This window comes from Rhodococcus sp. Q, assembly GCF_005503035.1.
Taxonomy (GTDB): Bacteria; Actinomycetota; Actinomycetes; order Mycobacteriales; family Mycobacteriaceae; genus Rhodococcus_G.
Genome location: NZ_SCOY01000008.1, coordinates 23530 through 47157, shown reverse-complemented (window position 1 = coordinate 47157; position 23628 = coordinate 23530). Strand labels below are relative to the sequence as shown.

General features: G+C 70.4%; 22 protein-coding genes, 1 tRNA gene and 1 other RNA gene. 10 read left to right on the top strand and 14 right to left on the bottom strand.

From position 1 onward, the window contains the following. Positions 1–4 precede the first annotated feature (4 nt). The 4 genes from FFS72_RS10860 (at position 5) to FFS72_RS10845 (ending at position 3305) form a co-directional block, all read left to right on the top strand. Complete coding sequence (locus FFS72_RS10860; RefSeq protein WP_171018631.1) at positions 5–679, top strand: YceI family protein; 675 nt, start codon at positions 5–7, stop codon at positions 677–679. A gap of 17 nt (positions 680–696) precedes the next feature. Further along, a complete protein-coding gene (locus tag FFS72_RS10855) occupies positions 697–2157 on the top strand; it encodes a bifunctional 3-(3-hydroxy-phenyl)propionate/3-hydroxycinnamic acid hydroxylase (protein ID WP_171018630.1) in 1461 nt (486 codons plus the stop codon). A 22-nt stretch (positions 2158–2179) separates the two neighbouring features. After that, entirely contained in the window at positions 2180–2788 is a 609-nt protein-coding gene (locus FFS72_RS10850) for a maleylpyruvate isomerase family mycothiol-dependent enzyme (protein WP_137873952.1), read from the top strand. A 130-nt stretch (positions 2789–2918) separates the two neighbouring features. Then, positions 2919–3305 carry an HsmA family protein gene (locus FFS72_RS10845; protein ID WP_137873951.1) on the top strand — a complete coding sequence of 129 codons (387 nt, stop codon included), beginning with the start codon at positions 2919–2921 and terminating at the stop codon, positions 3303–3305. 76 nt (positions 3306–3381) lie between these two features. On the opposite strand, the gene FFS72_RS10840 is transcribed toward FFS72_RS10845, so the two are convergent. The 3 genes from FFS72_RS10840 to FFS72_RS10830 form a co-directional block, all read right to left on the bottom strand. Next, a tRNA-Ala gene (locus tag FFS72_RS10840) sits at positions 3382–3454 on the bottom strand. A 158-nt stretch (positions 3455–3612) separates the two neighbouring features. Beyond that, complete coding sequence (locus tag FFS72_RS10835) at positions 3613–4359, bottom strand: DsbA family protein (protein ID WP_050064789.1); 747 nt, start codon at positions 4357–4359, stop codon at positions 3613–3615. Between the two features lie 57 nt (positions 4360–4416). Beyond that, positions 4417–4905, bottom strand: a complete 489-nt coding sequence (locus tag FFS72_RS10830) for a MauE/DoxX family redox-associated membrane protein (protein WP_137873950.1) — start codon at positions 4903–4905, stop codon at positions 4417–4419. A 39-nt stretch (positions 4906–4944) separates the two neighbouring features. Between FFS72_RS10830 and FFS72_RS10825 the strand changes: the two genes are divergently transcribed. Beyond that, complete coding sequence (locus FFS72_RS10825) at positions 4945–5748, top strand: VIT1/CCC1 transporter family protein (protein WP_137873949.1); 804 nt, start codon at positions 4945–4947, stop codon at positions 5746–5748. On the opposite strand, the gene FFS72_RS10820 is transcribed toward FFS72_RS10825, so the two are convergent. The 7 genes from FFS72_RS10820 to FFS72_RS10790 all read right to left on the bottom strand — a co-directional run bounded on the left by FFS72_RS10820 (position 5665) and on the right by FFS72_RS10790 (position 11010). Further along, positions 5665–6927, bottom strand: a complete 1263-nt coding sequence (locus FFS72_RS10820; protein WP_249353237.1) for an MFS transporter — start codon at positions 6925–6927, stop codon at positions 5665–5667. The two genes, FFS72_RS10825 and FFS72_RS10820, sit on opposite strands and share 84 nt — an antisense overlap. An 82-nt stretch (positions 6928–7009) precedes the next feature. Continuing rightward, complete coding sequence (pgm, locus tag FFS72_RS10815) at positions 7010–8644, bottom strand: phosphoglucomutase (alpha-D-glucose-1,6-bisphosphate-dependent) (protein ID WP_137873948.1); 1635 nt, start codon at positions 8642–8644, stop codon at positions 7010–7012. 45 nt (positions 8645–8689) lie between these two features. Beyond that, a complete protein-coding gene (locus tag FFS72_RS10810; protein ID WP_137873947.1) occupies positions 8690–9148 on the bottom strand; it encodes a hypothetical protein in 459 nt (152 codons plus the stop codon). A 40-nt stretch (positions 9149–9188) separates the two neighbouring features. After that, positions 9189–9554 (bottom strand): fluoride efflux transporter CrcB, encoded by a 366-nt coding sequence (gene crcB / locus FFS72_RS10805; protein ID WP_137873946.1) that lies wholly within the window; start codon positions 9552–9554, stop codon positions 9189–9191. After that, the gene (locus FFS72_RS10800; RefSeq protein ID WP_050064783.1) at positions 9551–9901 is read right to left on the bottom strand and encodes a DUF190 domain-containing protein; all 351 of its coding nucleotides are present in this window, start codon (positions 9899–9901) and stop codon (positions 9551–9553) included. Before FFS72_RS10800 ends, crcB (FFS72_RS10805) begins: the two co-directional genes overlap by 4 nt. 1 nt (position 9902) lies before the next feature. Next, the gene (crcB, locus tag FFS72_RS10795) at positions 9903–10328 is read right to left on the bottom strand and encodes a fluoride efflux transporter CrcB (RefSeq protein ID WP_171018629.1); all 426 of its coding nucleotides are present in this window, start codon (positions 10326–10328) and stop codon (positions 9903–9905) included. A gap of 13 nt (positions 10329–10341) precedes the next feature. Further along, positions 10342–11010, bottom strand: coding sequence for an LON peptidase substrate-binding domain-containing protein (locus FFS72_RS10790; protein ID WP_249353236.1), 669 nt, complete (start codon positions 11008–11010; stop codon positions 10342–10344). A 72-nt stretch (positions 11011–11082) separates the two neighbouring features. Between FFS72_RS10790 and FFS72_RS10785 the strand changes: the two genes are divergently transcribed. Then, entirely contained in the window at positions 11083–14325 is a 3243-nt protein-coding gene (locus FFS72_RS10785) for an arabinosyltransferase domain-containing protein (protein WP_137873945.1), read from the top strand. Here FFS72_RS10785 and dapA read toward each other — a convergent pair. Further along, positions 14312–15217 carry a 4-hydroxy-tetrahydrodipicolinate synthase gene (gene dapA / locus FFS72_RS10780; protein ID WP_137873944.1) on the bottom strand — a complete coding sequence of 302 codons (906 nt, stop codon included), beginning with the start codon at positions 15215–15217 and terminating at the stop codon, positions 14312–14314. The genes FFS72_RS10785 and dapA overlap by 14 nt on opposite strands. 70 nt (positions 15218–15287) lie before the next feature. Here dapA and FFS72_RS10775 point away from each other — a divergent pair, with 70 nt between their 5' ends. Further along, positions 15288–16187, top strand: a complete 900-nt coding sequence (locus FFS72_RS10775; protein ID WP_137873943.1) for a LysR family transcriptional regulator — start codon at positions 15288–15290, stop codon at positions 16185–16187. 64 nt (positions 16188–16251) lie between these two features. After that, on the top strand, positions 16252–17439 hold the full coding sequence (locus tag FFS72_RS10770) for a lipase family protein (RefSeq protein ID WP_137873942.1): 1188 nt from the start codon (positions 16252–16254) through the stop codon (positions 17437–17439). A gap of 3 nt (positions 17440–17442) precedes the next feature. Here the strand turns inward: FFS72_RS10770 and FFS72_RS10765 are convergent, their stop codons facing one another. Further along, a complete protein-coding gene (locus FFS72_RS10765) occupies positions 17443–17802 on the bottom strand; it encodes a hypothetical protein (RefSeq protein ID WP_137873941.1) in 360 nt (119 codons plus the stop codon). An 81-nt stretch (positions 17803–17883) separates the two neighbouring features. Continuing rightward, positions 17884–18254: a transfer-messenger RNA gene (gene ssrA / locus FFS72_RS10760) on the bottom strand. Positions 18255–18441: 187 nt separating this feature from the next. On the opposite strand from ssrA, the gene FFS72_RS10755 reads away from it, so the two are divergent. Together FFS72_RS10755 and FFS72_RS10750 are read left to right on the top strand one after the other, a co-directional pair. Then, the gene (locus tag FFS72_RS10755) at positions 18442–20550 is read left to right on the top strand and encodes an amidohydrolase family protein (protein WP_137873940.1); all 2109 of its coding nucleotides are present in this window, start codon (positions 18442–18444) and stop codon (positions 20548–20550) included. 142 nt (positions 20551–20692) lie between these two features. Then, positions 20693–22720 (top strand): elongation factor G, encoded by a 2028-nt coding sequence (locus FFS72_RS10750; protein ID WP_137873939.1) that lies wholly within the window; start codon positions 20693–20695, stop codon positions 22718–22720. A gap of 39 nt (positions 22721–22759) precedes the next feature. Here the strand turns inward: FFS72_RS10750 and FFS72_RS10745 are convergent, their stop codons facing one another. After that, positions 22760–23620: a DMT family transporter gene (locus FFS72_RS10745; RefSeq protein ID WP_171018628.1), complete on the bottom strand. Its 861-nt coding sequence runs from the start codon at positions 23618–23620 to the stop codon at positions 22760–22762. Between the last annotated feature and the right edge of the window lie 8 nt (positions 23621–23628).

Below are 23628 nucleotides of genomic sequence, written 5' to 3'. Positions count from 1 at the left end.
GCCCATGCGTAAACGTGTGTTGTGGATCATCGGGGCGGTACTCGCGGTTGCAGTAATCGCCGTCGGCGTCGGGCCGTGGGCGTACGCCAAGTTCTTCCACGGCGACCAGCCGGACGCGCTGGGACTGAGCGGCGAGTCCACCGGCGCGTCCGGTTCCCTCGACGGAAACTGGACGGTCGCCCCGGAGTCCGCCGCCGGGTACGAGGTCTGGGAGACACTCAACGGGCAGCGCGTGTTCGTTCGCGGTCAGACACACGAGGTGACCGGTGCTGCGACCGTGGAGGATTCGACGCTCACAACGGGAACGGTCGAGGTCGATGTCGCCAGCATCGCCACCGACAGCGAGCGCCGCGACGCGATGTTCGACATGATGATCATGAACACCGGTTCCTTCCCTACCGCGACCTTCGAGGTGACCGAACCGGTCGACCTGTCGGCCGTACCGGAGGACGGTTCGACGGTATCCGTTCCGGTCAGCGGAAGGCTCACCCTTCGCGGTCAGACCCGCGATGTCACAACGAATTTCGACACACGTCGATCAGGCGAGAACATCGAGACGGCGGGAGCCGTCGACGTCGCATGGACGGACTACCAGGTGTCCAAGCCGACGACGTTCCCGAACATCGTCGTCGAGGACGCAGGCCAGGTCCAGTTCTCGATCGTGCTGAGCAAGTCCTGACACCCGATGCCGTACCGGTGGTCGTCGTCGGCGCAGGCCCGACGGGACTGACCGCCGCGACGCTGCTGGCCCGCCGCGGCGTCTCGTGCCTCGTCGTCGAGCGGCACCGCGCGCTGTACCCCCTGCCGCGGGCGGTGCACCTCGACGACGAGGTGCTTCGGATCGCTCAGGCCGCCGGCGCAGCCGAGCAGGTCGAGTCGGTGTGCCGGCCGGCGCTCGGCATGCGCCTCGTCGACGGCCGACTTCGCCCCCTCCTCGAGATCCGGCGCGACCGGCCCATCGGCGTCCACGGATGGCCCGAGACCAACATGTTCGACCAACCCGACCTGGAACGGGCACTGCGCGCCAACCTCGCCCGTCATCCCGGCGCGACACTGCTCACCGGCCACGAGGTCGAGTCGGTTCGAGTCGACCCAACGGGCGGCGCGACCGTCACGGTCCGCGACCTGGCCGACGGGGCGGTGCGCACGGTGGCGACCCGGCACGTGCTGGCCTGCGACGGCACGAACAGTGCCTTGCGTGACCAGATCGGTTCGCGCATGCGTGATCTCGGATTCGACCAGCACTGGCTGGTCGTCGACGTCCGATCACGCACGCCCCTCGACCTGTGGCCCGGAGTACACCAGATCTGTGCGGGTACCGACTCGGGAACGTACATGCAGATCGCGGACGACCGCTACCGCTGGGAGTTCCGACTGCCCGGGCCCGGCCCCGTCACCGACGAACGTGTCCGCGAACTGCTGGCGCCGTGGTTTCCCGACGGTGACGCCGAGGTCCTGCGGCTAACGTCGTACTCGCACCGGGCAGCGGTCGCCGACGTCTGGCGGCGTGGACCGGTGTTCCTCCTCGGCGACGCCGCCCACGTGACTCCCCCGTTCATCGGCCAGGGGCTCGGCGCCGGGCAGCGAGACGCGATGAACCTCGCATGGAAGGTGGCGGCAGTTCACGCTGGCACCGCGGACGACGCACTGCTCGACACGTATCAGCCCGAACGCCGAGCGCATGTCACCCGCGCGATCCGCGGGGCGGTCCTGGTCGGCCGGGTGATGTCGATGCCGCCGCACCCCGCCGTGCACGGTGTGTTGCGTTGCGCCGCACTGCTGCCCGACCCCGACCCGATCGCCCGACGCATCCTCGCTCCTCCGCTGCGCGGCCTGGCTCCGCCGACGACGATCCCGATGTCCCGCAGTCCGATCGGGTCACCTTTTCCGCAGTGGCCGCTGGCGGACGGTCGGCGGTCGGACGACCTGCTCGGCGACGGGTTCGCGCTCGTCGGGACGGCAGGAGTCGGTCCGCTCTCGGCCCTCGCGCGCGACGTCGCGGCCGCGACAGTCGCGACCGCGGACCTTCCCGCCGCCGCGGCCTGGTTGAGCCGGCACCGACTCCGGGCAGTGCTGGTCCGCCCCGACCGTGTCGTCGTCGCGACCCTCGACCGGCGCGACCGGTTCCGGGGACCGAGTTCCCGACCGCTGCGCTGACGCGTGCCTATCATCGGGCGGCATGGGGGTTAGAACGCACGTCGTCGCGGAGCGCCGCGAATTGGTCGAACTGCTCGGGGAGCTCACGGATGAACAGTGGCGGACACCGTCACTGTGCGGCAGGTGGACGGTGCGCGACGTCGCGGTGCACCTGTCGCTCGACGCCGTTCCATTGCCCCGCTACGCACTGGGCCTCCTGCGGCGGCCCAATCCGATCGCCTACAACGACCACTACGTCGCCTCCCAACAGGACGTCACCACCGACGAACTGGTCGCCGTGCTGGCCGACTCGGCCGAGACCAGTTGGATCACCCGCTACTGGCCACGGCTCGGCCTCGCCGACCATCTCGTGCACCAGCAGGACATCCGCCGGCCACTGGGTCTGCCGCGCACCATCGACCCGGAACGCCTGCGCCTCGTCCTCGAGCGTCCGGACCCGTTCGCGCTGCCGTGGCGGTACACGAGGGGCCTGCGATTCGTCGCGACGGACATGGACTGGCGCCGCGGCTCCGGACCCGAGGTGCGCGGCCCCGGCGAGGCGCTGGCACTGGCATCGGTCGGGCGCGTCGCCGCTCTCGACGATCTGGACGGCGACGGAGTCGAGACCCTGCGCAGACGCGTCGCTGGCTGACTGCCACTGGGCGCAATTGGAAAGGAGGTCGCGGTCAGGTCGTCGCGATCGACCGGCGCCCGGAACCGACACGCGCCGTCGGCTCCGCGACCACCCCGGCATCCGCGAACGTCAGGGCTAGGGTCGGGACATGCTGGCCGCCGCAATCATCGTCATCACGTTCGCGCTGATCTTCTACTCCATCGGCGTGTGGTCGGAACGCATCCAGAAGACCCTCAAGTGGTGGCACGCGGGCGCGTTCGCGCTGGGCCTGATCTGCGACGCAACCGGAACCTTCCTGATGAGCCGGATCTCCGACGAGTCACCCGATACCGGGACGTCGGGGTTCGACAAGATCATGATCGCCACGGGCGCCCTCGCCATCGTCCTCATGGCGATCCATCTCGTGTGGGCGGTCATCGTCCTGATCCGCGATCGCCCCTCCGAGAAGGCGAAGTTCCACAAGTTCAGCCTGGTCGTGTGGTCGATTTGGCTGGTGCCCTACTTCACCGGCGCAATCGGCGCGATGGCGGGATAAGTCCCGCCGACTGCCAACGAGCCCTGATCGCACAGAAAAACCCCAGGTCAGAAAATCTGACCTGGGGTTTCATCTGTGGAGCTAAGGGGACTCGAACCCCTGACCCCCACACTGCCAGTGTGGTGCGCTACCAGCTGCGCCATAGCCCCGTGTTCATTTGTTCGAGTGCATCTCGACCTCGCGGCCGTTCCGCTCTCGCCTGGAAAAAGTTACACCACCATCTGTTGCGGCAACAAATCGGCTGGTCACAGGCGATTGTCGCCGGCGATCGGTGGTCGGCGCGGTGACGCCGACCACCGATCCCGCATCAGTTCAGGTCCGCCACCCAGTTCGGGTTGCCGAGCGCGTCGACGACGGTGCCGTCCACGATCACCGCGGGAGTTCCCGCGGCGCCGGTGGCGGCGAGGGCCGCGCGCCCCGTCTGCGCGGCAGCGGTGGCCGCCTCGACCTTGGCCCCGTCGGTGACACACGCGACGGCGTCGTCGTTCGCACCCGCGTCACGCGCGATGTCCGCGAGCTCGGCGTTGCTGTGATCCGAGCTGCCGTTCTCGGCGGGCTGGTTGTCCGGCGTGAACAGTGCGCCGTGGAACGCGGAGAACGCGATCGCGTCGCCGCTGTCCGCGACGCACATCAGCGCACCGGCCGCACGGGACGAGTAGTCACCGCTCGCCGAGAGCCGGTTGAGGAAGTCCAAGGTGTGGTACCGGACCGCGAGGGCACCCTCGTCGATCTTCTGAGCAATCTCCTGGCCGTTGGTGTGCTCGAGTTCCGCGCAGTACGGGCACATCGGATCCTCGTAGAGATCGATCGTGGTGGTCGCGTCGGGCAGACCGAGCAGGATCGCGCCGTCCGCCTCGGTCGTGACCTGCACGGCCGAGTTCGACACACCTCCGTAGCCTTCATTGCGGGGCTTGCTGCGGTTGCTGCTCCACAGCACGCCTGCGATCACGACGACGGCGATCACCACCACCGCGAGGCCACCGAGGATGTACGTCGATCGGCTCGACGTGGCCTGCGGCACCGCCTTGACGGGTTTGACCTTCTTGCTGCTCACGGTGCGGTCCTCCGGTCCGGTATGTCCGTGGATGGATGTAGCTGGGTAAATGCGGCTTTACTCTGTCACCTCTTGCTGAGCGCCCACTGAGAGCGGTGCCCGCGACAGCGGCCCCAGCGCGAACGGGCTGCGCGGGAAGACGATCAGCCAGACGGCCAACGCGAGGAATCCGACGTCGCGGGCGATCTCCCGCGCATAGTCCCAGCCGTCGACGTCGGCCGCTCCGCCGCCGCCGAAGCACCCGCAGTCGATGGACAGGCCGCGCGCCCACACGGAGATGATCACGCCGATCAGGACCAGCAGCATGCCGGCCGACGCCACCGCGGTCGCCCGCACCGCGAGACCGATCAGAAGCAGCAGACCGAGGGCGATCTCGAACATCGGCATGATCGCGGCGACCGGGCGGACCAGGTCCTCCGGGAGCAGTTGGTAGGCCCTGACCGCGACGACCGTCTGGGTCGGGTCGGCGACCTTCACTCCACCGGATATCAGCCACACGGCCGCCAGACCGAGTCGGGCGAGCAGACTGACGACGGATTTCCACACGGCTCTCACCGTACCGACGTGCCGCGTACATTCCATTCCATGGACGACGACGCGGCACCTCGTCCGGACGAGCCGGAGTCACCTCGCCCGGGCGAACCGGATCGGCCGGGCACACCATCGGCTGCGCTTCCGCACGGCGCGCTACCGCACGAGTTCGACCACCGGCACGCCGACGTCTCCGGCGGGTGGCTGCGCGCAGCCGCGTTCGGAGCGATGGACGGACTGGTGACGAACACCTCACTCCTCGCCGGTGTCGGCGGCGCGGGCCTGGCGGCGAACGAGATCGTCCTCAGCGGCATCGCCGGCCTCGCGGCGGGCGCCTTCTCCATGGCCCTCGGCGAGTACGCATCGGTGTCGACGGCGAACAACCAGATCGACGCCGAGGTGCGCGTCGAACGTCGCGCCCAGGCCCGTCACCCGATCTCCGAGCAGACCGAACTGGTGGGCACGTTCGTCGACATGGGGATGACCGAGGCGACGGCACGGACCGCGGCGCAGGAAGTGCACCGCGACGCCGAGCAGGCCGTGACGATCCACCTGACGCACGAACTGGGTGTCGACCCGACCGAGAAGCCGTCCCCGCTGGTCGCGGGCGCGTCGTCGTTCCTGATGTTCGCGATCGGCGCGATCATTCCGCTGATCCCGTACCTGCTCGGGTTCGAATCGCTCGTCGCTGGCCTCACGGTCGGCTGCGTCGGCCTGCTCCTGGTCGGTGCGACCACCTCGCACCTGACATCGCAGCCGCGTGTGCGCGGCGCGCTACGGCAGCTTCTGTTCGGCCTCGTCGCCGTCGGCGCCACCTACCTGGTCGGCCTCCTCGTGGGCGTCGGCGTCCCGGCCTGAGCGGGGCACCATCGCCCACGCGACGATCGCGGGCACCGTCAACGCCCCGGTGATCGCGAACGCGGCGGCGTACGACACCTGCTCGGCGAGCAGTCCCGCGACCAGCGGACCGAGGACGGACCCGACGTCGGACGCCATCTGGAACGCCGCCAACACCGGACCACCGCGAGCCTTGGACCCGACGACATCGGCGACCGCGGCCTGCTGTGCCGGATTCATCAGTCCCGACCCGACACCGGCGACCGCCGACAGTGCGAACAGCACCCACAGGTTCGGACTGAATCCGAGCGCGGCGGTGGCGGCCCCCGCGATGACGAGACCGGCGAGCACGAACGGCCGCCTGCCGTGGGCGTCGGAGAGCCGGCCCGCCTGGATCTGGACGAGGGCGTTGCCGATGGCGAACACGGTGAGCGCGATGCCCGCGTAGCCCTCGCCCGCGTGCAGCGCCTGCACGACGAGCAGAGGAACCAGCGCCACGCGCACCCCGAACACGGCCCAGCCGTTGACGAAGTTCGACAGCAGCGCCGCCCGGTACATCGGGGCGAGCAGTGCCTCGCGGAAGCTCATCGTCACGGTCGGTCCGGACGTCTCCGGCGCCGCCAGCGCCGACCCCTTGAGCCGGAAGTACACGACAGCGGCGGCGATCAGCAGGGTGACGGCGTAGATGAGGAACGGCACCCGCAGTCCGAACCCGACGAGCGCCGCGCCGACGAGCGGCCCGCCGATGCTACCGAACAGGAATGACGTCGCGTAGAGGCCCGACACCCGCCCGCGGATGTGCGGCGGCGTGATCCGGATGAGCAGGCCGAGCGCGGACACCGTGAACATCGTCGATCCGATGCCACCGAGTCCGCGGAACACCAGCAGCTGCCAGTAGCTCGACGCGAACGCGACCGCGCCGGTGGAGACCGCGACGATGACCAGACCGGTCAGATAGGTCGGCCGCTCGCCGATCCGCTGCACGAGCGACCCGCTGACGGGCGCGAACACCAGTCGCATGAACGCGAACGACGAGATCACGACGGTGGCCGCGAACGCCCCCACCCCGAAACTCACCGCGAACTGCGGCAGGGCGGGCGCCACGATGCCGTAGCCGAGGGCGATGACGAATGCGGCGCTCACGAGAACCCAGATCTCGCTGGGCAAACGCGTCTTCGCCGCCGGGAGGGGATCTGACACTGCTCAGATCGTAGGCGCTCGGCGCTCGTGCGCGCTTCTGGGGTCTCCGGACAGAGACAGCGCGCACGAGCGTCGCGGGCGGCTACCCGAGCGCGCGGCTCACGAGGTCACGGGCGGCGTCCTGCACCTGCGTGAGGTGGTCGGGCCCCAGGAACGACTCGGCGTAGATCTTGTACTTGTCCTCGGTCCCGGAGGGGCGCGCCGCGAACCAGGCGTTGTCCGTGCACACCTTGAGGCCACCGAGCGGTGCACCGTTGCCGGGCGCCGCCGTCAGGGTCGCGGTGATCGCCTCGCCCGCCAGTTCGGTCGCCGTGACCGCGTCCGGGGACAGCGCGGCGAGGGTCGCCTTCTGCGCGCGGTTCGCCGGCGCGTCCACCCGCGCGTACACCGGGTCGCCGTAGCGCTCGGTGAGCCCGCGGTACCGCTGCGACGGGGACGACCCGGTGACCGCGAGGATCTCCGACGCCAGCAGCGCCAGCACGATGCCGTCCTTGTCGGTGGTCCACACACGGCCGTCGCGCCGCAGGAAGGAGGCGCCCGCGCTCTCCTCGCCACCGAAGCCGAGATCCCCGGACAGCAGACCGGGCACGAACCACTTGAACCCGACCGGCACCTCGACGAGTTCCCGGCCCAGTCCCGCGACGACACGGTCGATCATCGACGAGCTCACGAGGGTCTTGCCGACCTTCGTGCCCCCGCCCCACTCCGGACGGTGGGTGTACAGGTGCTCGATCGCGACGGCGAGGTAGTGGTTCGGGTTCATCAGCCCGCCGTCGGGGGTGACGATGCCGTGCCGGTCGGAGTCGGCGTCGTTGCCGGTCGCGATGTCGTACCGGTCGCGGGCACCGATCAGCGACGCCATCGCGTTCGGCGACGAGCAGTCCATGCGGATCTTGCCGTCCGTGTCGAGGGTCATGAACCGCCAGGTCGCGTCGACCAACGGGTTGACGACCGTCAGGTCGAGGCGGTGACGTTCGCCGATCGCACCCCAGTAGTCGACGGACGCCCCACCCATCGGGTCGGCGCCGATGCGGACACCCGCGGCGCGGATCGCGTCGAGGTCGACCATGTTCGGCAGGTCGTCGACGTACCGGCCGAGGTAGTCGAACGGCCGCGCGGCCGTGGCCAGTGCCGTCGCCAGCGACACCCGCTTCACGCCGGTCAGACCGGCGGCGAGCAACGCGTTCGCGCGGGCCTCGATGACCGAGGTCGCGTCGGAGCCTGCCGGTCCACCCGACGGCGGGTTGTACTTGAAGCCACCGTCACGCGGCGGATTGTGAGACGGGGTGACGACGATGCCGTCCGCGAATCCGGACGACAGGCCCTCGTTGTGCCGCAGGATGGCGTGGCTGACGCCCGGCGTCGGGGTGTAGCGCCCGGCCGCGTCGATCAGGACGTCGACGCCATTACCTGCGAGCACCTCGAGCGCGCTCGTCCACGCCGGCTCCGACAGGGCGTGCGTGTCACGGCCCAGGTACAGCGGTCCCGTGTAGCCCTGTGCCGCGCGGTACTCGACGATCGCCTGCGTCGTGGCGAGGATGTGTGCCTCGTTGAACGCGCCGTCGAGGGACGAGCCGCGATGTCCCGACGTCCCGAACGCCACCCGCTCGTCCGGGTTCTCGGGGTCGGGCGTGCGACTGTAGTAGGCCGTCACCAGCTGCGCGAGATCCTCGAGATCCGCTGCCTGTGCCGGTTGACCGGCCCTCTCGTGTGCCACGATGCCCCTCCTCCTGACCGTGCACGTCTGTGCACGGTCATTCGATCACGGTGCCGCGACGGGTGCGACGGGAGTTGCACCCGGCCTGGGAACCGCCCCGAACCGTCGTGCGAACCGGAAGGTGACGACCGGCAGGACGACCAGCGTCGCGAACACCGCGCCGCCGAGTACCGCGACCGCGACGGTGCGGGCCGTTCCGAGATCGCCGAGGTCACCGACCTCCTCGGACGCCACACCGACGGCGGGGACGCACAGGAAGATCGAGCCCGCCGTCGCGAGCGCGACGGCGACGCCTCGACGGGCGACGGCCGCGGCGACCGCGCCGGGGATCATCGCGACGACGTAGAGCGTCACGATTCCCGCCGACCCCGACCACGAGAACCCGGCGTCGCCCGCGGCCGCAACGGTGGTCAGCCGCATCAGGATTCGCGCGAGGACGCCGACCGCGACGCCCGCGACGATCGCCGCCGCCACTGCAGAGGCCGACCTGCCGAGTGTGGACACGGCACCTCCCCTTTCGGTCCTGTCGGGATGTGTACCCGACTCAGGCGATCGCCGCGCCCGCGGCGAATCCCGCGACCGCCGCACCGATCCCGGCGACGAGGGTCACCGCGACGTTCCCGAACGCGAACAGTCTCGCCCGATCCTCGAGCAGCCGGACCGTCTCGTACCCGAACGTGCTGAACGTGGTGAGCGCGCCGCAGAAGCCGGTGCCGAGGACCGTCCAGAGCACGCTGTCGTGTGCGGTGCCGACGCCTGCGAGGACCCCGAGGACGAACGAGCCGATCACGTTGACGCACAGCGTCCCCCACGGGAGCACGCTGTCGTGACGGGACTGCACCGCCCGGTCGAGCAGGTACCGTGCCGGGGCGCCGATCGCCCCGCCGACGACGACGAGCAGGACCGTCACGCGTCGCTCACGTGGATGCGTTCGACGTGGTCTAGGGTGACCGTCGCCTGACCGAGCAGGTCCGCGATCGTCTCGAGGAATGCCCGGATCCGCGGCTCCTCGTCGACGACCACCACGAGTACGGGCAGCCCGTCGGCGAGGTCGAGAAGTCGCGCCGTGTGGATGTGCGAGGACGCGCCGTACCCTTCCGTTCCTCGCCAGACGCTGGCGCCGGCCAGTCCGGCGTCGCGGGCGCGGCGCACGATCTCCTGGTACTTCGGCTTGTGGTGCCACAGGTCGTCGAGCCCGAGGATGACCGTCAGCCGCAGCTCCGGCCGAGAGTGGATCGTGTGCGTGACGTCGCTCATGTCAGGTTCCTCTCCCGTTGCGGCCTCCGACGGCCAGTCTCGTGACCCACAGTCCTGCCAGCACCGCGGCGAGCGCGGCGAGCACCGTTCCCGCCAGATAGCCGAACGCGAGGGCGAGGTCGCCGTCGGCGACGAGTTGGCGGATCTCGACCGCGTACGTCGAGAAGGTGGTGTAGCCACCGAGAATCCCCACCCCGAGGAACGGCCGGACCACCGGATGCGCCGACCACACCTCGGTGACCAGCACCATCAGGATTCCGATGAGGAAGCAGCCGCTGACGTTCGCGATCACCGTCGCCCACGGGATCTGACCCGGCACCGCCGGGAACAGCACCGTCAGCGTGTAGCGAGCGACCGCCCCGATCGCGCCGCCGACGGCGACAGCGGAGACGATCGCGACGTCTCCGCTCGCTCGCGCACCCACCACGGCCCGCACCGGTTCAGTCCGGTCGGCCGAGACGGAACCGGAGGCTGGCCACGGCGTCGGCGAGTCCCTCGGTGAGCGCCCGCACCCGGTGCGCGGCGTCCGGCGCGGACAGCACGCGGAGCCGGTCCAGCGGGCCGAGCGGCAACTCCCGTGCCAGCGCGAACGCCCGGTCCCCCGGTTCCCCTGCCACGTCGTCCCAATCAGGTATGTGCAGCCTGGCCACGCCGCGGTCGCGGGTGAGGCCCTCCGCCAGGTCCGTGAGTGCGGTGATCTGATCCGTCAACGCGTCGAGGTCGGCAGGCTCGACCTCGGCCGGTTCATCGGGCCAGACCCGGACGCGGGCCCGCGGATACGGGTCGTCGGGCAGCCACTCGTCGACCGCGATCCGGTGTTCTCCGACACAGCCGACGTGCAGACGCCCACCTGACACCGGACGGCAGGAGGTGATCCGGGCAACGGTGCCGACACCGGTGCGCTCGTCGCCACCGCCGACCTCGTGACCGCGCGCGATCAGCACCACACCGAACCGCAGGCGGTCCGGCGACGCGACACAGTGCTCGATCATGTCGAGATAGCGCGGCTCGAACACCTGCAGCGGGATCTCCTCGCCGGGGAGCAGCACGGCACCCAGCGGGAACATGGGCAGTACGCCGTCACCACCGGCCACGCTCTCGTCCGACACCGGACCAGGCTAGCAACGCCCCGACCTGCGGGTCTGCAAGACGCAGCGCGCGGGTCGTTAGCATTCCGACACGTGACCGCCACCAGAACGCTCGCCGACCCGCCGCTCCCACCCCCGGACGGCGACCGATCGGCGGCATTGCGCACCGCGTTGCGGGGCCCGCGCCTGGTGGCGACGATCAGCGCGCTCGTGAGCATCGTGCTCGCCGTGTCGATCCCGTTTCTCCCGGTCCGGCAGACGACCGCGAGCCTGTCCTGGCCGCAGGACGGCACGACGACCGGCATCACGGCACCGCTGGTGTCGTACGCGCCGACGGACCTCGACATCGCCATTCCCTGTACGGCGGTCCGGCAGCTGTCGGGTGGCGGGGTCGTCACGTCGACCTCCCCGGTCGGCGCACCGGACGCCGAACGGTACGGGCTCGTCGCGAAGGTCGTCGGCGGGGACTCCCCCCGACTGGACGTGATCGCCCGTGACCGGGTGCTGCTGTCGGAACCGCTCGACGGGCTCGGCACCGACTGCGCGGTCACCGTCCACTCCGAGTCCGCCGGGACGACGGTCGGACTGAACGGCTCGACGACGACGTTCGACGAGGACCTCCGCCCGCAGATGGTCGGGGTGTTCTCGGACCTGACCGGTGACGCGCCCGACGGCCTGTCGGTGACCGCCCAGCTCGACACCCGGTTCACGAGCTCCCCGACGCCGCTCAAGCTCGCCGCGATGGTGTTGGCGCTGCTCGCGGCGGCACTGTCACTGGTCGCGCTGCACCGCATCGATGCCGCCGACGGACGCCGCTCCCGGCGGTTCCTTCCGACGCGCTGGTGGAGCTTCACCCGCATCGACGCGCTCGTCGTCGGCACGCTTCTCGTGTGGCACGTGATCGGCGCCAACACCGCCGACGACGGCTACCAGCTCGGCATGGCCCGCGCGGCGGGCGAGGCCGGGTACATGGCCAACTACTTCCGCTGGTTCGGTGTCCCCGAGGCGCCGTTCGGTACCCCGTTCTACGACGTTCTCGCGTGGATGACGCACGTGTCGACGGCGAGCATCTGGATGCGGCTGCCCGCCCTGTGCGCCGGCCTGCTCGGCTGGTGGCTGATCAGCCGCGAGATCGCCCCCCGGCTCGGCGCCGCGGCGCGGGCGTCCCGCGGTCCGCTGTTGGCGGGCGCGCTCGTGTTCCTCGCGTTCTGGCTGCCGTTCAACAACGGGCTGCGCCCGGAGCCGATCGTCGCGGTCGGAGTCCTCGCCACCTGGTGCTCGGTCGAACGCGCCGTCGCAACCCGGCGGCTGCTCCCGGCCGCCATGGCCGTGGTGGTCGGCGCGATCACCGTGACGGCCGGGCCGTCCGGCATCATCTGCTTCGCCGCTCTCATCGCGGGTGCGCGGCCCGTCGCGCGCATCATCGCGGACCGCGCGCGGACCGCCGGCTACCTCGCCGTGCTGCTGCCGATCGTCGCGTCCGGGCTCGCGGTGATGGCGTTCGTGTTCGCCGACCAGACCCTCGCAGGCGTGCTGGAGATGCAGCACGTCCATGCCATCGGACCGAACGAGAAGTGGTTCACGGAGTACCTGCGGTACCAGTACCTGCTGCAGATCACCGTCGACGGATCGCTCTCGCGCCGCTTCGCCGTCTTCACGATGGTGCTGTGCCTGGCGACCGTGATCATCGCGATCCTGCGTCGCGGCGGCCAGATCCCCGGCACCGCGCAGGGGCCGAGCCGCCGGATCGTCGGCATCACCCTCGGCGCCATGGTGCTGATGATGTTCGCGCCCACCAAGTGGACCCACCACTTCGGTATCTACGCGGGCCTCGCCGCATCCGTCGCCGTGGTCGCCGCGATCGCGGTGTCGCCTGCCGTGTTGCGGTCCCGGCGCAACCGGGCCCTGTTCGCCGCGGCCGTCTCCTTCGTGGTGACGATGTCGTTCGCGAGCCAGAACGGCTGGTGGTACGTCTCCAGCTACGGCATTCCGTGGTGGGACAAGCCCCCGTCCGTCGCCGGATTCGGTTTCGCGACGGTGTTCCTCGCGCTCACTCTCGGCCTGCTGGCCGTCGCCGCGTGGTACCACGTTCACCCGACGGCCGATCGCAGTCGCGACCCCGGCAAGCTGTGGTCCATTCCGCCGCTGACCGTTGCCGCGGCCGCGCTCGTCCTGTTCGAGGTCCTCTCCCTCGCGAAGGGCGCCGTCTCCCAGTACCCCGCATACTCTGTGGCCCGCTCCAACATCGACGCCCTCGCAGGAAACAGTTGCGGGCTCGCGAACGACGCCCTGCTGGAGACGGACCCGAATGCCGGGGTGCTGCAACCGCTCTCCGGTGACGTCGGCGGCGCCCTCGCCGCGGGCGGCGGTGACGGCTTCACCCCGAACGGCGTCGCGGCCGACCTGACGCCCGACGACGAGGGCAAGGACGCGGGCACCGCGAACACCGTCGACAACGACGGTTCCCCCGCCCCCACCGCGGGTGCGGGCACGGGCGGCGGATTCGGCGGCGAGGGCGTCAACGGGTCGACCGTCGCGTTGCCGTTCGGACTCACACCTGCCACGACACCGGTGCTCGGTAGCTTCGGCGCCACCGGCGCCGCCCAGGTCACCACCGACTGGTACCGCCTCCCCGACGCCGACGCGGACGGGTCGCGCGGCGACCTGATCTCCATCGCCGCCGCGGGCCGCGTGTACTCCGTCGACGCGGACGGCGTCGCCACCTACGGGCAGCGTCTCGACGTCGAGTACGGCGTCACCGACGGCGCGGGAGTCCGCGCACTCGGCTCGACGGGCCCGATCGACCTCGGTCCCACCCCGTCGTGGCGAAACCTGCGGGTACCGCTCGACCGGCTCCCCGCCGAAGCCGACGTCGTGCGTATCGTCGCCGTCGACAACGACATCGCCGGAGACCAGTGGCTCGCCTTCACCCCGCCGCGCGTCCCGCAGACCAACACGCTGCAGGAGGTCGTCGGCTCCGACACACCGGTCCTGCTGGACTGGGCGGTCGGCCTGAACTTCCCGTGCCAGGCGCAGATGCTGCACCGGGACGGGGTCGCGCAGGTACCCGGGTACCGGATCCTCCCGGACCGGCACGGGGCGATCTCGACGAATCTGTGGCAGGACCACAACGGTGGCGGCCCGCTCGGCTGGACGGGAATACTGTTGGGGGCCCGCACGATTCCGTCGTACCTCGCGAACGACTGGGATCGTGACTGGGGTTCGATCGAGCAGTTCGTGCCGCTGGACCGCGACGCCGTTCCGGCCCGCGTCGACACCGGAACGGCGACGCGCTCCGGACTGTGGACGCCGGGCCCGATCATCACCGCGTACTGACGGCGACCGGTTCGGGCCTCTCGGGCGGAGCCTCGGGCATTGTCACCTCTCGGGCGGTCAGCAGCGGCAGGCGGACGTTCGCCGTCCCGATGCGACCCTGCGCGGCGAGTGCCGCCTTGATCCGCGTCGGGTTCGGTTCCGACATCAGGTCGGAGGCGAGGTCGACGAGCCGGTTGCCGAGGTCACGCGCCTCGGCGATCCGGCCGCGGCGCCACAGGTCGAACAGTTCGGCGAACTCGCGGGTGCAGACGTTCGCCGTCGCCAGGATGGCGCCGTGGGCACCCATCGCGAGCAGCGGTGAGACGAGCGTGTCCTCCCCCGCGAGGACGGCGAAGTCGTCGGGGGCGTGTGCGAGCAGCCGCGCGGTGTCGGTGTCGATGGCGCCGACCGCCTGCTTGACGCCGACGATCCGCGGGTGTTCCGCCAGCCGCAGCAACGATTCGCAGCCGATGCCCTGACCCGTGCGATACGGCACGTTGTAGAGGATCAGCGGGAGCGGACTGCGATCGGCGACGTGCTCGAAGTGCGCCACCACCCCGGCCTCCGACGGACGGCTGTAGTACGGAACCACGACGAGGGCGGCGTCGACGTCGGCGTCCGCGTGCAGGTTCGCGACATCGCGGACCGTGCCCGCGGTGTCGTTGGATCCGACCCCGACCACGATCGGGACTCCCCGCTCGCGGCACACCGCGGCGCAGATCCTGACGACGTCGCTGCGTTCCTGCGGACCGAGTGTCGCGGACTCGCCGGTCGTGCCGAGCGCCACGATGCCCGCCGCGCCCTGGTCGATGACGGTGTGGGCGAGTCGCTCGAGGTCCGCGGTCGCGACGTCGCCGCGGTCGGTGAAGGGGGTCACGAGGGCAACGAAGATGCCGGTTGGTCGGAAGGTCATGAATCCAGTCTCGGGCCGCCCCCAACAAAGTTCCAGTTACTCTTTCCAACTCTGTGCGTAAGCTGAACTGATGCTGGATGTGCGCAAACTCAGGCTGCTGCGCGAGCTCGACCGACTGGGCACCATCGCGGCGGTCGCGGAGGCACTGTCCTACACACCGTCCGCGGTCTCGCAGCAGCTCGCCGCCCTCGAACGCGAGACGGGCCGAAAACTCCTGAACCGCACCGGACGTCGGGTCAGTCTCACCCCGACCGCATCGGTTCTCGTCGACCACACCGAACGCGTCCTGGCCGAACTCGAACGCGCCGAGGCCGCACTCGCGGCCGACACCGCGGGCACCGCCTCGACCGTGCGGCTCGGCGCCTTCCCCACCGCACTGCGCACCGTCGTGCTGCCCGCGATGGCGGACCTCGGCCGCACCCACCCCGACCTCGCGATGTCGGTGGTCGAGGTGGACCCCGCCGACGTGCCGGACCTGCTGCGCGGCGGCGACCTCGACGTCGCGCTGGTCCACGAGTACGACAATGTCCCGTCCATCGCGGGACCGGGCGTCGAACTCGAACCGCTGCTGGACGAGGTCGTGTACCTGGCGACCACCGCACGGCCGCGCGACTCGGCGGATCTGACCGCGGTCCGCGCGCACGCGGACAGTCGTTGGATCGCGGGAAATCCGGGCACCCTCTGTCACACGATGACTCTGCGCACCTGCCAGTCCCAGGGATTCGAGCCGCGCGTGGCGCACCGTGTCGACGACTTCGGCGCGGTCCTCGACCTCGTCGCCGCCGGCGGCGGGGTCGCGCTGGTGCCCCAACTCGGGGCGATCGACGTCCCGGCAGCGGTGGCCCTCACCGCGCTTCCCCTTCACCGCCGCACCCGGATCGCGTGCAGGCAGGGCAGCCGGTCGCGACCGGCCTTCGCGGCCGTGAGCGCGGCGCTGCACCACGCAGTCCGCGACTTCGCGCGGGGATGATTCCGCGGCGAACCGGGTGGCGGCGCGTCGAAGCGTTTACCCTGAGACACGGAAAGGGACTTCCATGCGCACTCTGCTCGGGCGGTCCACGGCCGCCGCACTCGCACTGCTCGCCTGTCTCCTCTTCTCGACTCCACCCACGCAAGCCCTGCCGATCTACCCCGCTGCCGACCCCGATCAGTTCTATTCGGCGCCGCCGGATCTCGCGGCCCGCGGGAACGGGGACGTGCTTCGCGTGCGACCCGTCGACGTCTCCCGCTACGGAAACGCCGACGGCTGGCAGGTGCTCTTCCGGTCCACGAACTCGTCGGGCACCCCGATCGCCGCGACGACAACGGTGATGGTGCCGCGCGGCGGCGTCGACCGGCCGCTGGTCTCGTACCAGGCGATCATCAACTCGCTCGGCACCCAGTGCGGACCGTCGCACACCCTGTTCACGGGCGATCTCCAGGAGGCGCCCGCCCTGGCACCGCTGCTGCTGCGCGGGTGGGCGGTCGCACTCCCCGATCACCTCGGTCCGACCAGCGCGTACGGCGCGGCCAAGCTGGGCGGGCAGATCGTGCTCGACGGAATCCGCGCGGTCAAGCGGCTCCCCGAGATGCGCTTGGTGCGCAGCCCGGTCGGGCTCGTCGGTTACTCGGGCGGCGGAATGGCGACCGGATGGGCCGCCGCACTCGCCCCCTCCTATGCACCGGAACTGCCGATCGTCGGCTCCGCGCAGGGTGGGGTGCCCGCCGACCTGAGTCAGATGGCGGCCGGACTCGGAGGCGGTCCGCACCCCCTGTTCGGGCTCGCGTTCGCCGCGACGCTCGGACTCGAACGCGAGTACGCGGGACGGATGGAGGTCTCACCGTTCCTGACGCCGGCCGGGACGGCGCTGCGCGACCGGATCGCCAACGCCTGCTCAGAGCAGATCATCGCCGACGGGGCCGGGCACAGCACGAACGAGGTGGCCCAGTATCCGGACCGGGTCCTGGCGCCGCCGATGCGGGCCGTCTTCGACGAGAACAGCCTGCTGAACTACCCCGGAGCACCCAGTGTGCCGGTATTCGCGTGGCACGGCGCGGACGACGTCCTCGCGCCGGTGGGCGCGACCGCGGCGACCATGCGGAACTGGTGCGCGCGGGGCACCCCGGTGCAACTCGACGTCCTGCCCGGGGACCACGGTCCGGCCGCGATCGAGGGGATCCCCGGGGCGTTCGGATTCCTCAATGCACGGTTCGCGGGTGCAGCGACACCCAGTAACTGCTGACCTTCACCGTCCCGGCCACGGCGGCAGCGGTGGCTTGACCCAGGTGATCTTCTCGTCGGCGTGCGCAGGGACCGATCGCGGATCGTCGGGATGCGCCTGCGCCCACCTGGTCTTCTCGTCGAGCAGCCCTGCGACGACGGTCCAGGTCTCCTTCGAGCTCGGCGGATTCGCACCGGCCTCGCGGGCGAGTTTGCGGAGACGCTCGTCGGACAGCGCGAGCAGTTCGGTGCCGGTGATCGCGCGGTCCCACACGAATCGCGCCAGGCCGAGCGCCTTCTCGTGGCGTCGCCGCGCCGCCTGGTCGGTGTGCGCGAAATCGACGTTCGGGTCGGGTTCGTTCGGGTCGGGTACGTCGGGTTCCACGCGGGCAAGCGTAGCCGCGGGCGCCGCCGACCTTTCGGGGCATGCGAAAAGCCCCCACCGGGTGTACCGGTGGGGGCCTTCTCGTGGAGCTGCCGGGAATTGAACCCGGGTCCTACGCAGCTTCGCCTGGGCTTCTCCGTGTGCAGTTCGCTATGCCTCTACTTGGATCTCCCGGTCTCGCGAACAAGCCGTGATGACGATCCCAGTCACTGTTTGATGTCCCGTCCGACTCCGTGACCGAGCCGTGCGGTGAAGCCCTCTAGCTGATGCCAGTACCCGACCCGAGGGCGAGATCGGACTGACAGACACGCTTCGCTACTTAGGCAGCGAGAGCGTAGTCGCGCTGATTGGAATCGGCGCTTAATTGGTTGCATCGACGCTTACGGTGGTCTCTTGCCTGCACCGACACGCTTCCCCTGACTCAACGTACGCAGTCGAAACCGTTCAGCCCCGTACGCCCCCAGCAACTTGCTGGGACCACACACTGTAACGCCTCGGAGGGGAAATTTCATCCCTGTATTTCGTCCGGGTGTGTTCCGAGCCTAAACCTGGACATTCGTCCAGATGATCTCTACGCTGCGGAACAAAATCGGTAGATGATTAACCACACATTCACCCAACCGGGAGACGTCGGACACAGTGACACTCGCAGCCCGCCTTCGCCGCGTCATCCCCGCTATCGGGATCGCCGTTGCCCTCGTCGCCGCGACCGCGACCGCCGCCGCCGCACCCGGGCCGTCGCCCGTCGTCCCGGGCGATGATCCGGTGTACGGCCTCGCGAACGGGTGTTACGCGCTGCAGTCCGAGCCCACCGGGAAGTTCACCCGACTCACACCCGACGGCTACCGCGTCGACGCCGCGACCGCAGGCGAGGCCGAACCGTTCCGCCTGCACGCCGCCCAGCTCGGCCGGTTCATGCTCTACGGCCGCGGCGGCGATCTCCTCGCCCACGACGGCGGCAACTCCGTGGTGCCCACTCGGGACGCGACGCCCGCCACCGACTGGACCCTCACCCACACCGACGGTGTCTACAGCCTCACCGCGACCGACACCGGCGACCAGCTCACCGCACACGACGGCCTGCTGTTCTCGAGCGACCCCGGCCTCGACCCGACGGGTGGCCGCTTCACGCTGACTCCGGCCGCCGGCTGCGCAGACTTCCCCGACTCCGAGGTCAACGCGACCGGGACGCCGCTGTCCGGATCCGGACCGAACGGCGAGGTGCGCGGGTTCATCGACACCCACGTGCACATGAACGCGAACCTGTTCATCGGCGGGGACGTGCACTGCGGGGCTCCCTACGATCCGCAGGGCATCACGAAGGCCTTGCAGGACTGCGCGGACCACGGCAGCGACGGCCTGCCGGCGCTGCTCGAGAACGTCATCTCCCAGGGCAGCCCGTTCGAGACCCACGACACCACCGGTTGGCCCACGTTCACCGACTTCCCGTCCCACGACTCGCTCACCCACGAGCAGACGTACTACAAGTGGGTCGAACGGGCCTGGCGCGGCGGACTGCGGATCTTCACGAACCTGCTGGTGAACAACCATGTCCTGTGCGAGGTGTACCCGCTCAAGAGCAGGTCCTGCAACGACATGGACACTGTCCGCGCCCAGGCCGCGCAGGCACACGAGATCCAGGACTACGTCGACGCCCAGTACGGCGGCCCGGGCCGCGGCTGGTTCCGGATCGTCCGCTCCCCGGAGGAGGTTCGCCGAGTCGCCGCGGAGGGCAAGCTCGCCGTGACCCTCGGCATCGAGGTGTCGGAGCCCTTCGGATGCGGCGTCCAGGACGGGGTCCCGCAATGCACCGAGGCCGACATCGACCGCGGCCTCGACGAGGTGTACGCGCTCGGCGTACGGCAGATGATCGTCACGCACAAGTTCGACAACGCGTTCGGCGGCGTTCGCTTCGACCCCGGAGTGCAGGGCGTCGCGGTCAACGCCGGCAACTTCCTCGGCACCGGCAAGTTCTGGGAGGCCGAGCCCTGCACGGGACCCGAGAAGGACAACAAGCTGCTGTCCGCGGGCGACGGTCCCGCCGAAGCACTCGCGGCGCTGCCGCCCGGCGTCACGACACCGGTCTACCCCGACGGCCCGCTGTGCAACGTCCGCGGCCTGACTCCGCTGGGCGAGCACATGATTCGCGGAATGATGGACCGCGGCATGATCGTCGACATCGACCACATGGGCGTCAAGACGGCCGACGCGACGCTGGACATCCTCGAGGAAGCCGGGTACTCCGGCGTCGTGTCCAGCCACAGCTGGTCGGATCCTCTGCTCTACAAGCGCATCTATGCGCTCGGCGGTTTCGTGGCGCTCTACGCCGGTCAACTCGACCCCCAGGAACGTGAACCCGGCCAGGATCCGAAGGAGGAGCGCAACGAGGGCTTCATCGCCTCCTGGCGTGAGGCCCGCGAACAGCGCAGCGACGACTACTACTTCGGCTTCGGCTACGGCGCGGACACCAACGGCTTCGGCCCGCAGGCCGCACCCCGGAAGGACGCGGACGAGAATCCGCTGGCGTACCCGTACACGACGTTCGACGGCGGCACGGTCATGGACCGTCAACGCACCGGCGAGCGCGTCTTCGATTTGAACACCGACGGGGTCGCGCAGTACGGCCTGATCCCCGACTGGATCGCCGACATGCGGAACGCGGCCGGAGCGGACGGGGACCAGATCATCGACGACATGAGCCGGGGCGCCGAGGCGTATCTGCAGATGTGGGAGCGGGTCGCGCGCTGAGGTCACGGCTGGGGCACGCGCGGTCGAATCGTCCGGATCCTGGCGCCGACCGCGCCTAGACTCGACGAGACGAGCCGGCACCGCCGACGCGACGGGCCGGGGCACCGACACAGGTGGCACAGCCGCCGTGAGGAGGCCCGACGTGGCCGACCGATCATCGTCACGCTCCCCCCGGTCCGCGCCTGCCACCGAGCAGATACGCAACGTCGTCCTCGTCGGCTGCAGTGGGGTCGGGAAGACGACGCTCGCCGAGTCGCTCGCGCTGACGGCGGGCGCGATCACCAAGGCGGGACGCGTCGTCGACGGCACCACGGTCTCCGACTTCGAGGACATCGAGCACGCACAGCAGCGCTCGGTGCAGTTGTCGGTACTCCCCCTGGACTGGAACGGCGTCCGGATCAACGTGCTCGACCCGCCCGGGCATCCCGACTTCGACGCGGAACTGCGTGCCGGGATCCGAGCCGCCGACGCCGGGGTGTTCGTGGTGTCCGCGACGGACCCCGTCACCGCGGCCACCCGGGCGCTGTGGCGCGAGGCCGCCGACGCCGGGGTTCCCCGCGCGATCGTGGTGTCCAAACTCGACCAGGCCCGCGAGAGCTTCGACGACATCCTCACCCTGTGCCACGACGCGTTCGGGCTCGGCGCGGACACCCTGCGCGCCGTGTACCAGCCGGTCCTGCGCGACGGCGTCCCGTCCGGATCCGTCGACCTGCTCACCGGTCGCGGGTACGGCGACACCGACGGCGCCCCGGACACCGCCGCCGCGCGGGAGAGCCTCGTCGAAGCGATCTCCGGCCTCGACGACACACTGATGGAGCGGTACCTCGCCGGTGAGGACCTCGACACCGACGCACTGTTCGCGGGCCTGCGGCACGAGATCGTCGACTGCACCCTGCACCCCGCGCTCGCGGTCACCGACACCGGTTTCGGGACAGCGGAACTCCTCGACCTGATCGCGGGGTCGTTCCCGGACCCGACCCACCGCGTCGGCCCCGGACCGGCGGCCGACCCCGACGCCCCGCTGACCGCGCAGGTCATCCGGATCACCGGCGACGCCTACGTCGGCCGGATCAACCTCGTTCGCGTGTACGCGGGAACGCTGCGTCCGGACACGCACATACAGGTGATCGGCGCGGACGGCGCCGCCGACGACCGGCTGACGACGCTGTCCGGGCCGTTCGGCAAGGCCACGCACCCGGTCCCGGAGGCGCAGGCAGGCGACATCGTGTGCGTGCCGAAGGTCGCGTCCACCCGCATCGGGGACACCCTCGCCGACGACCCCGCCGCCGCACCGATGCCGCAGTGGCCGTTGCCCGCGGCTCTGCTCCCGATCGGCGTCGAGGCGCACAGCAAGACCGACGACGACAAGCTGTCGCAGGCGTTGGCGCGGCTGGTCGTCGAGGATCCGGCCCTACGGCTCGAACAGAACCCGCAGACGCATCAGATCGTGTTGTGGTGCACCGGCGAAGCGCACGCCGAGGTCACGCTCGACCGCCTGCGCACCCGGCACGGTGTGCACGTCGACACCGTCCCCTACCGGGTGGCGCTGCGGGAGACGTTCGGGGGCAGTGCGAGCGGCCACGGGCGGCTCGTGAAACAGTCCGGCGGCCACGGCCAGTACGCGATCTGCGACCTCGAGGTCGAGCCGCTGCCCGCGGGTTCCGGATTCGAGTTCGCGGTGAAGATCGTCGGCGGATCGGTCCCCAAGAACTTCATCCCGTCGGTCGAGAAGGGGGTCCGCACCCAACTCGCGTCGGGAGTCGCGACGGGCAACCCACTGGTCGACGTGCGGGTCACCCTCGTCGACGGAAAGGCCCACTCGGTGGATTCCTCCGACGCCGCATTCCAGACGGCGGCGGCGCTCGCGCTCAAGGACGCGGCGGGGCACACGGAGATTCGGCTGCTCGAACCGGTCGCGGCGATCCGGGTGATCCTGCCCGACGACTATCTCGGCGCCGTCCTCGGCGACCTGTCCGCCCGGCGAGGTCACGTCCTCGGCACCGAGACGACCGAGCCGGGCACGGCGCTGCTGCGCGCGGAGGTCCCGGAGATCGAACTGGCCCGCTACCCGGTCGACCTACGATCACTCACCCACGGCACCGCCGAGTTCGCCCGAGCCCACCTGCGGTACGAGCCGATGCCCACCTCGGTCGCCCGCACCCTCGTGTGAAGCGGATCCGAGAGCTGGCGGACCGGGCGAGGGTTCCCCTCACCCCACGGCGATCATCGCGACCGCGGCAACGGCGAGCACCATGCCGACCTGCTGCAGCCTGCCGACCCGTTCGCCGAGCATCGTCATCGCCAGCAGCACCGTCGCCGCCGGATACAGCGAACCGATGACCGCGACGAGCGACAGCATTCCGCCCGAGAACGCGTACATCATCGCGCCGTTCGCGACCACGTCGAGCAGGGCGATCCCGATCGCGAGCCGCGCGACATCGCGCGGCGGCAACCGGAACTGACCCGCACCGGCCGCGACGGCCCACACGACGACGGTGGCAGCGGCCCGCGACATCGCCAGCGGCCACAGTCCGGGGTCGTCACCGATCCGGTCGAGCCCGATGAACGCCAGCGCGAACGCGAAACCCGAGCCGACCGTCAGCCACGCCACCGTCGGCGTGAACCGGGCTCGGTGCCCGTCCACCGCTTCGCCCGCCGCCTCGGGTGTCTCGCGGCTCACGAGCACGACCGCGATCAGCGCGAGCGCGATTCCGGTGACCGCCAGCACGCCGGGCCGCTCCCCCGTCGCGAACCCGACGCCGACCGGGAGGCCCGCGACCAGGATCGCCGTCAGCGGCGACACGACCGACATGGGTCCGTCGGCGAGCGCCAGATAGAACCACCAGACGGCGAGGCCTCCCGCGACCCCGGACGCCGCACCCCACAGGACAGCCGACCGCGTCACCTCACCGCCTGCGAACGGCGCGACGGCGAGCACCATGAGCAGTGACACCGGATAGGAGACGAGCACGACGCGCAGCGCGGCGACTCGCCTCGACGCCAGGCCCCCGATGAAGTCGCTGACCCCGTAGGAAACTGCCGCGACCAGGGCCAGCAGGACCGAGGTCACGGAAGGGC

Coding starts and splice junctions, on each gene's coding strand:
- FFS72_RS10800 (WP_050064783.1), bottom strand. CDS start 9,901: ATGAGCGACGTCACGCACACGATCCACTCTCGGCCGGAGCTGCGGCTG.
- dapA (WP_137873944.1), bottom strand. CDS start 15,217: ATGACCTTCCGACCAACCGGCATCTTCGTTGCCCTCGTGACCCCCTTC.
- FFS72_RS10860 (WP_171018631.1), top strand. CDS start 5: ATGCGTAAACGTGTGTTGTGGATCATCGGGGCGGTACTCGCGGTTGCA.
- FFS72_RS10775 (WP_137873943.1), top strand. CDS start 15,288: ATGCTGGATGTGCGCAAACTCAGGCTGCTGCGCGAGCTCGACCGACTG.
- FFS72_RS10850 (WP_137873952.1), top strand. CDS start 2,180: ATGGGGGTTAGAACGCACGTCGTCGCGGAGCGCCGCGAATTGGTCGAA.
- FFS72_RS10845 (WP_137873951.1), top strand. CDS start 2,919: ATGCTGGCCGCCGCAATCATCGTCATCACGTTCGCGCTGATCTTCTAC.
- FFS72_RS10825 (WP_137873949.1), top strand. CDS start 4,945: ATGGACGACGACGCGGCACCTCGTCCGGACGAGCCGGAGTCACCTCGC.
- FFS72_RS10770 (WP_137873942.1), top strand. CDS start 16,252: ATGCGCACTCTGCTCGGGCGGTCCACGGCCGCCGCACTCGCACTGCTC.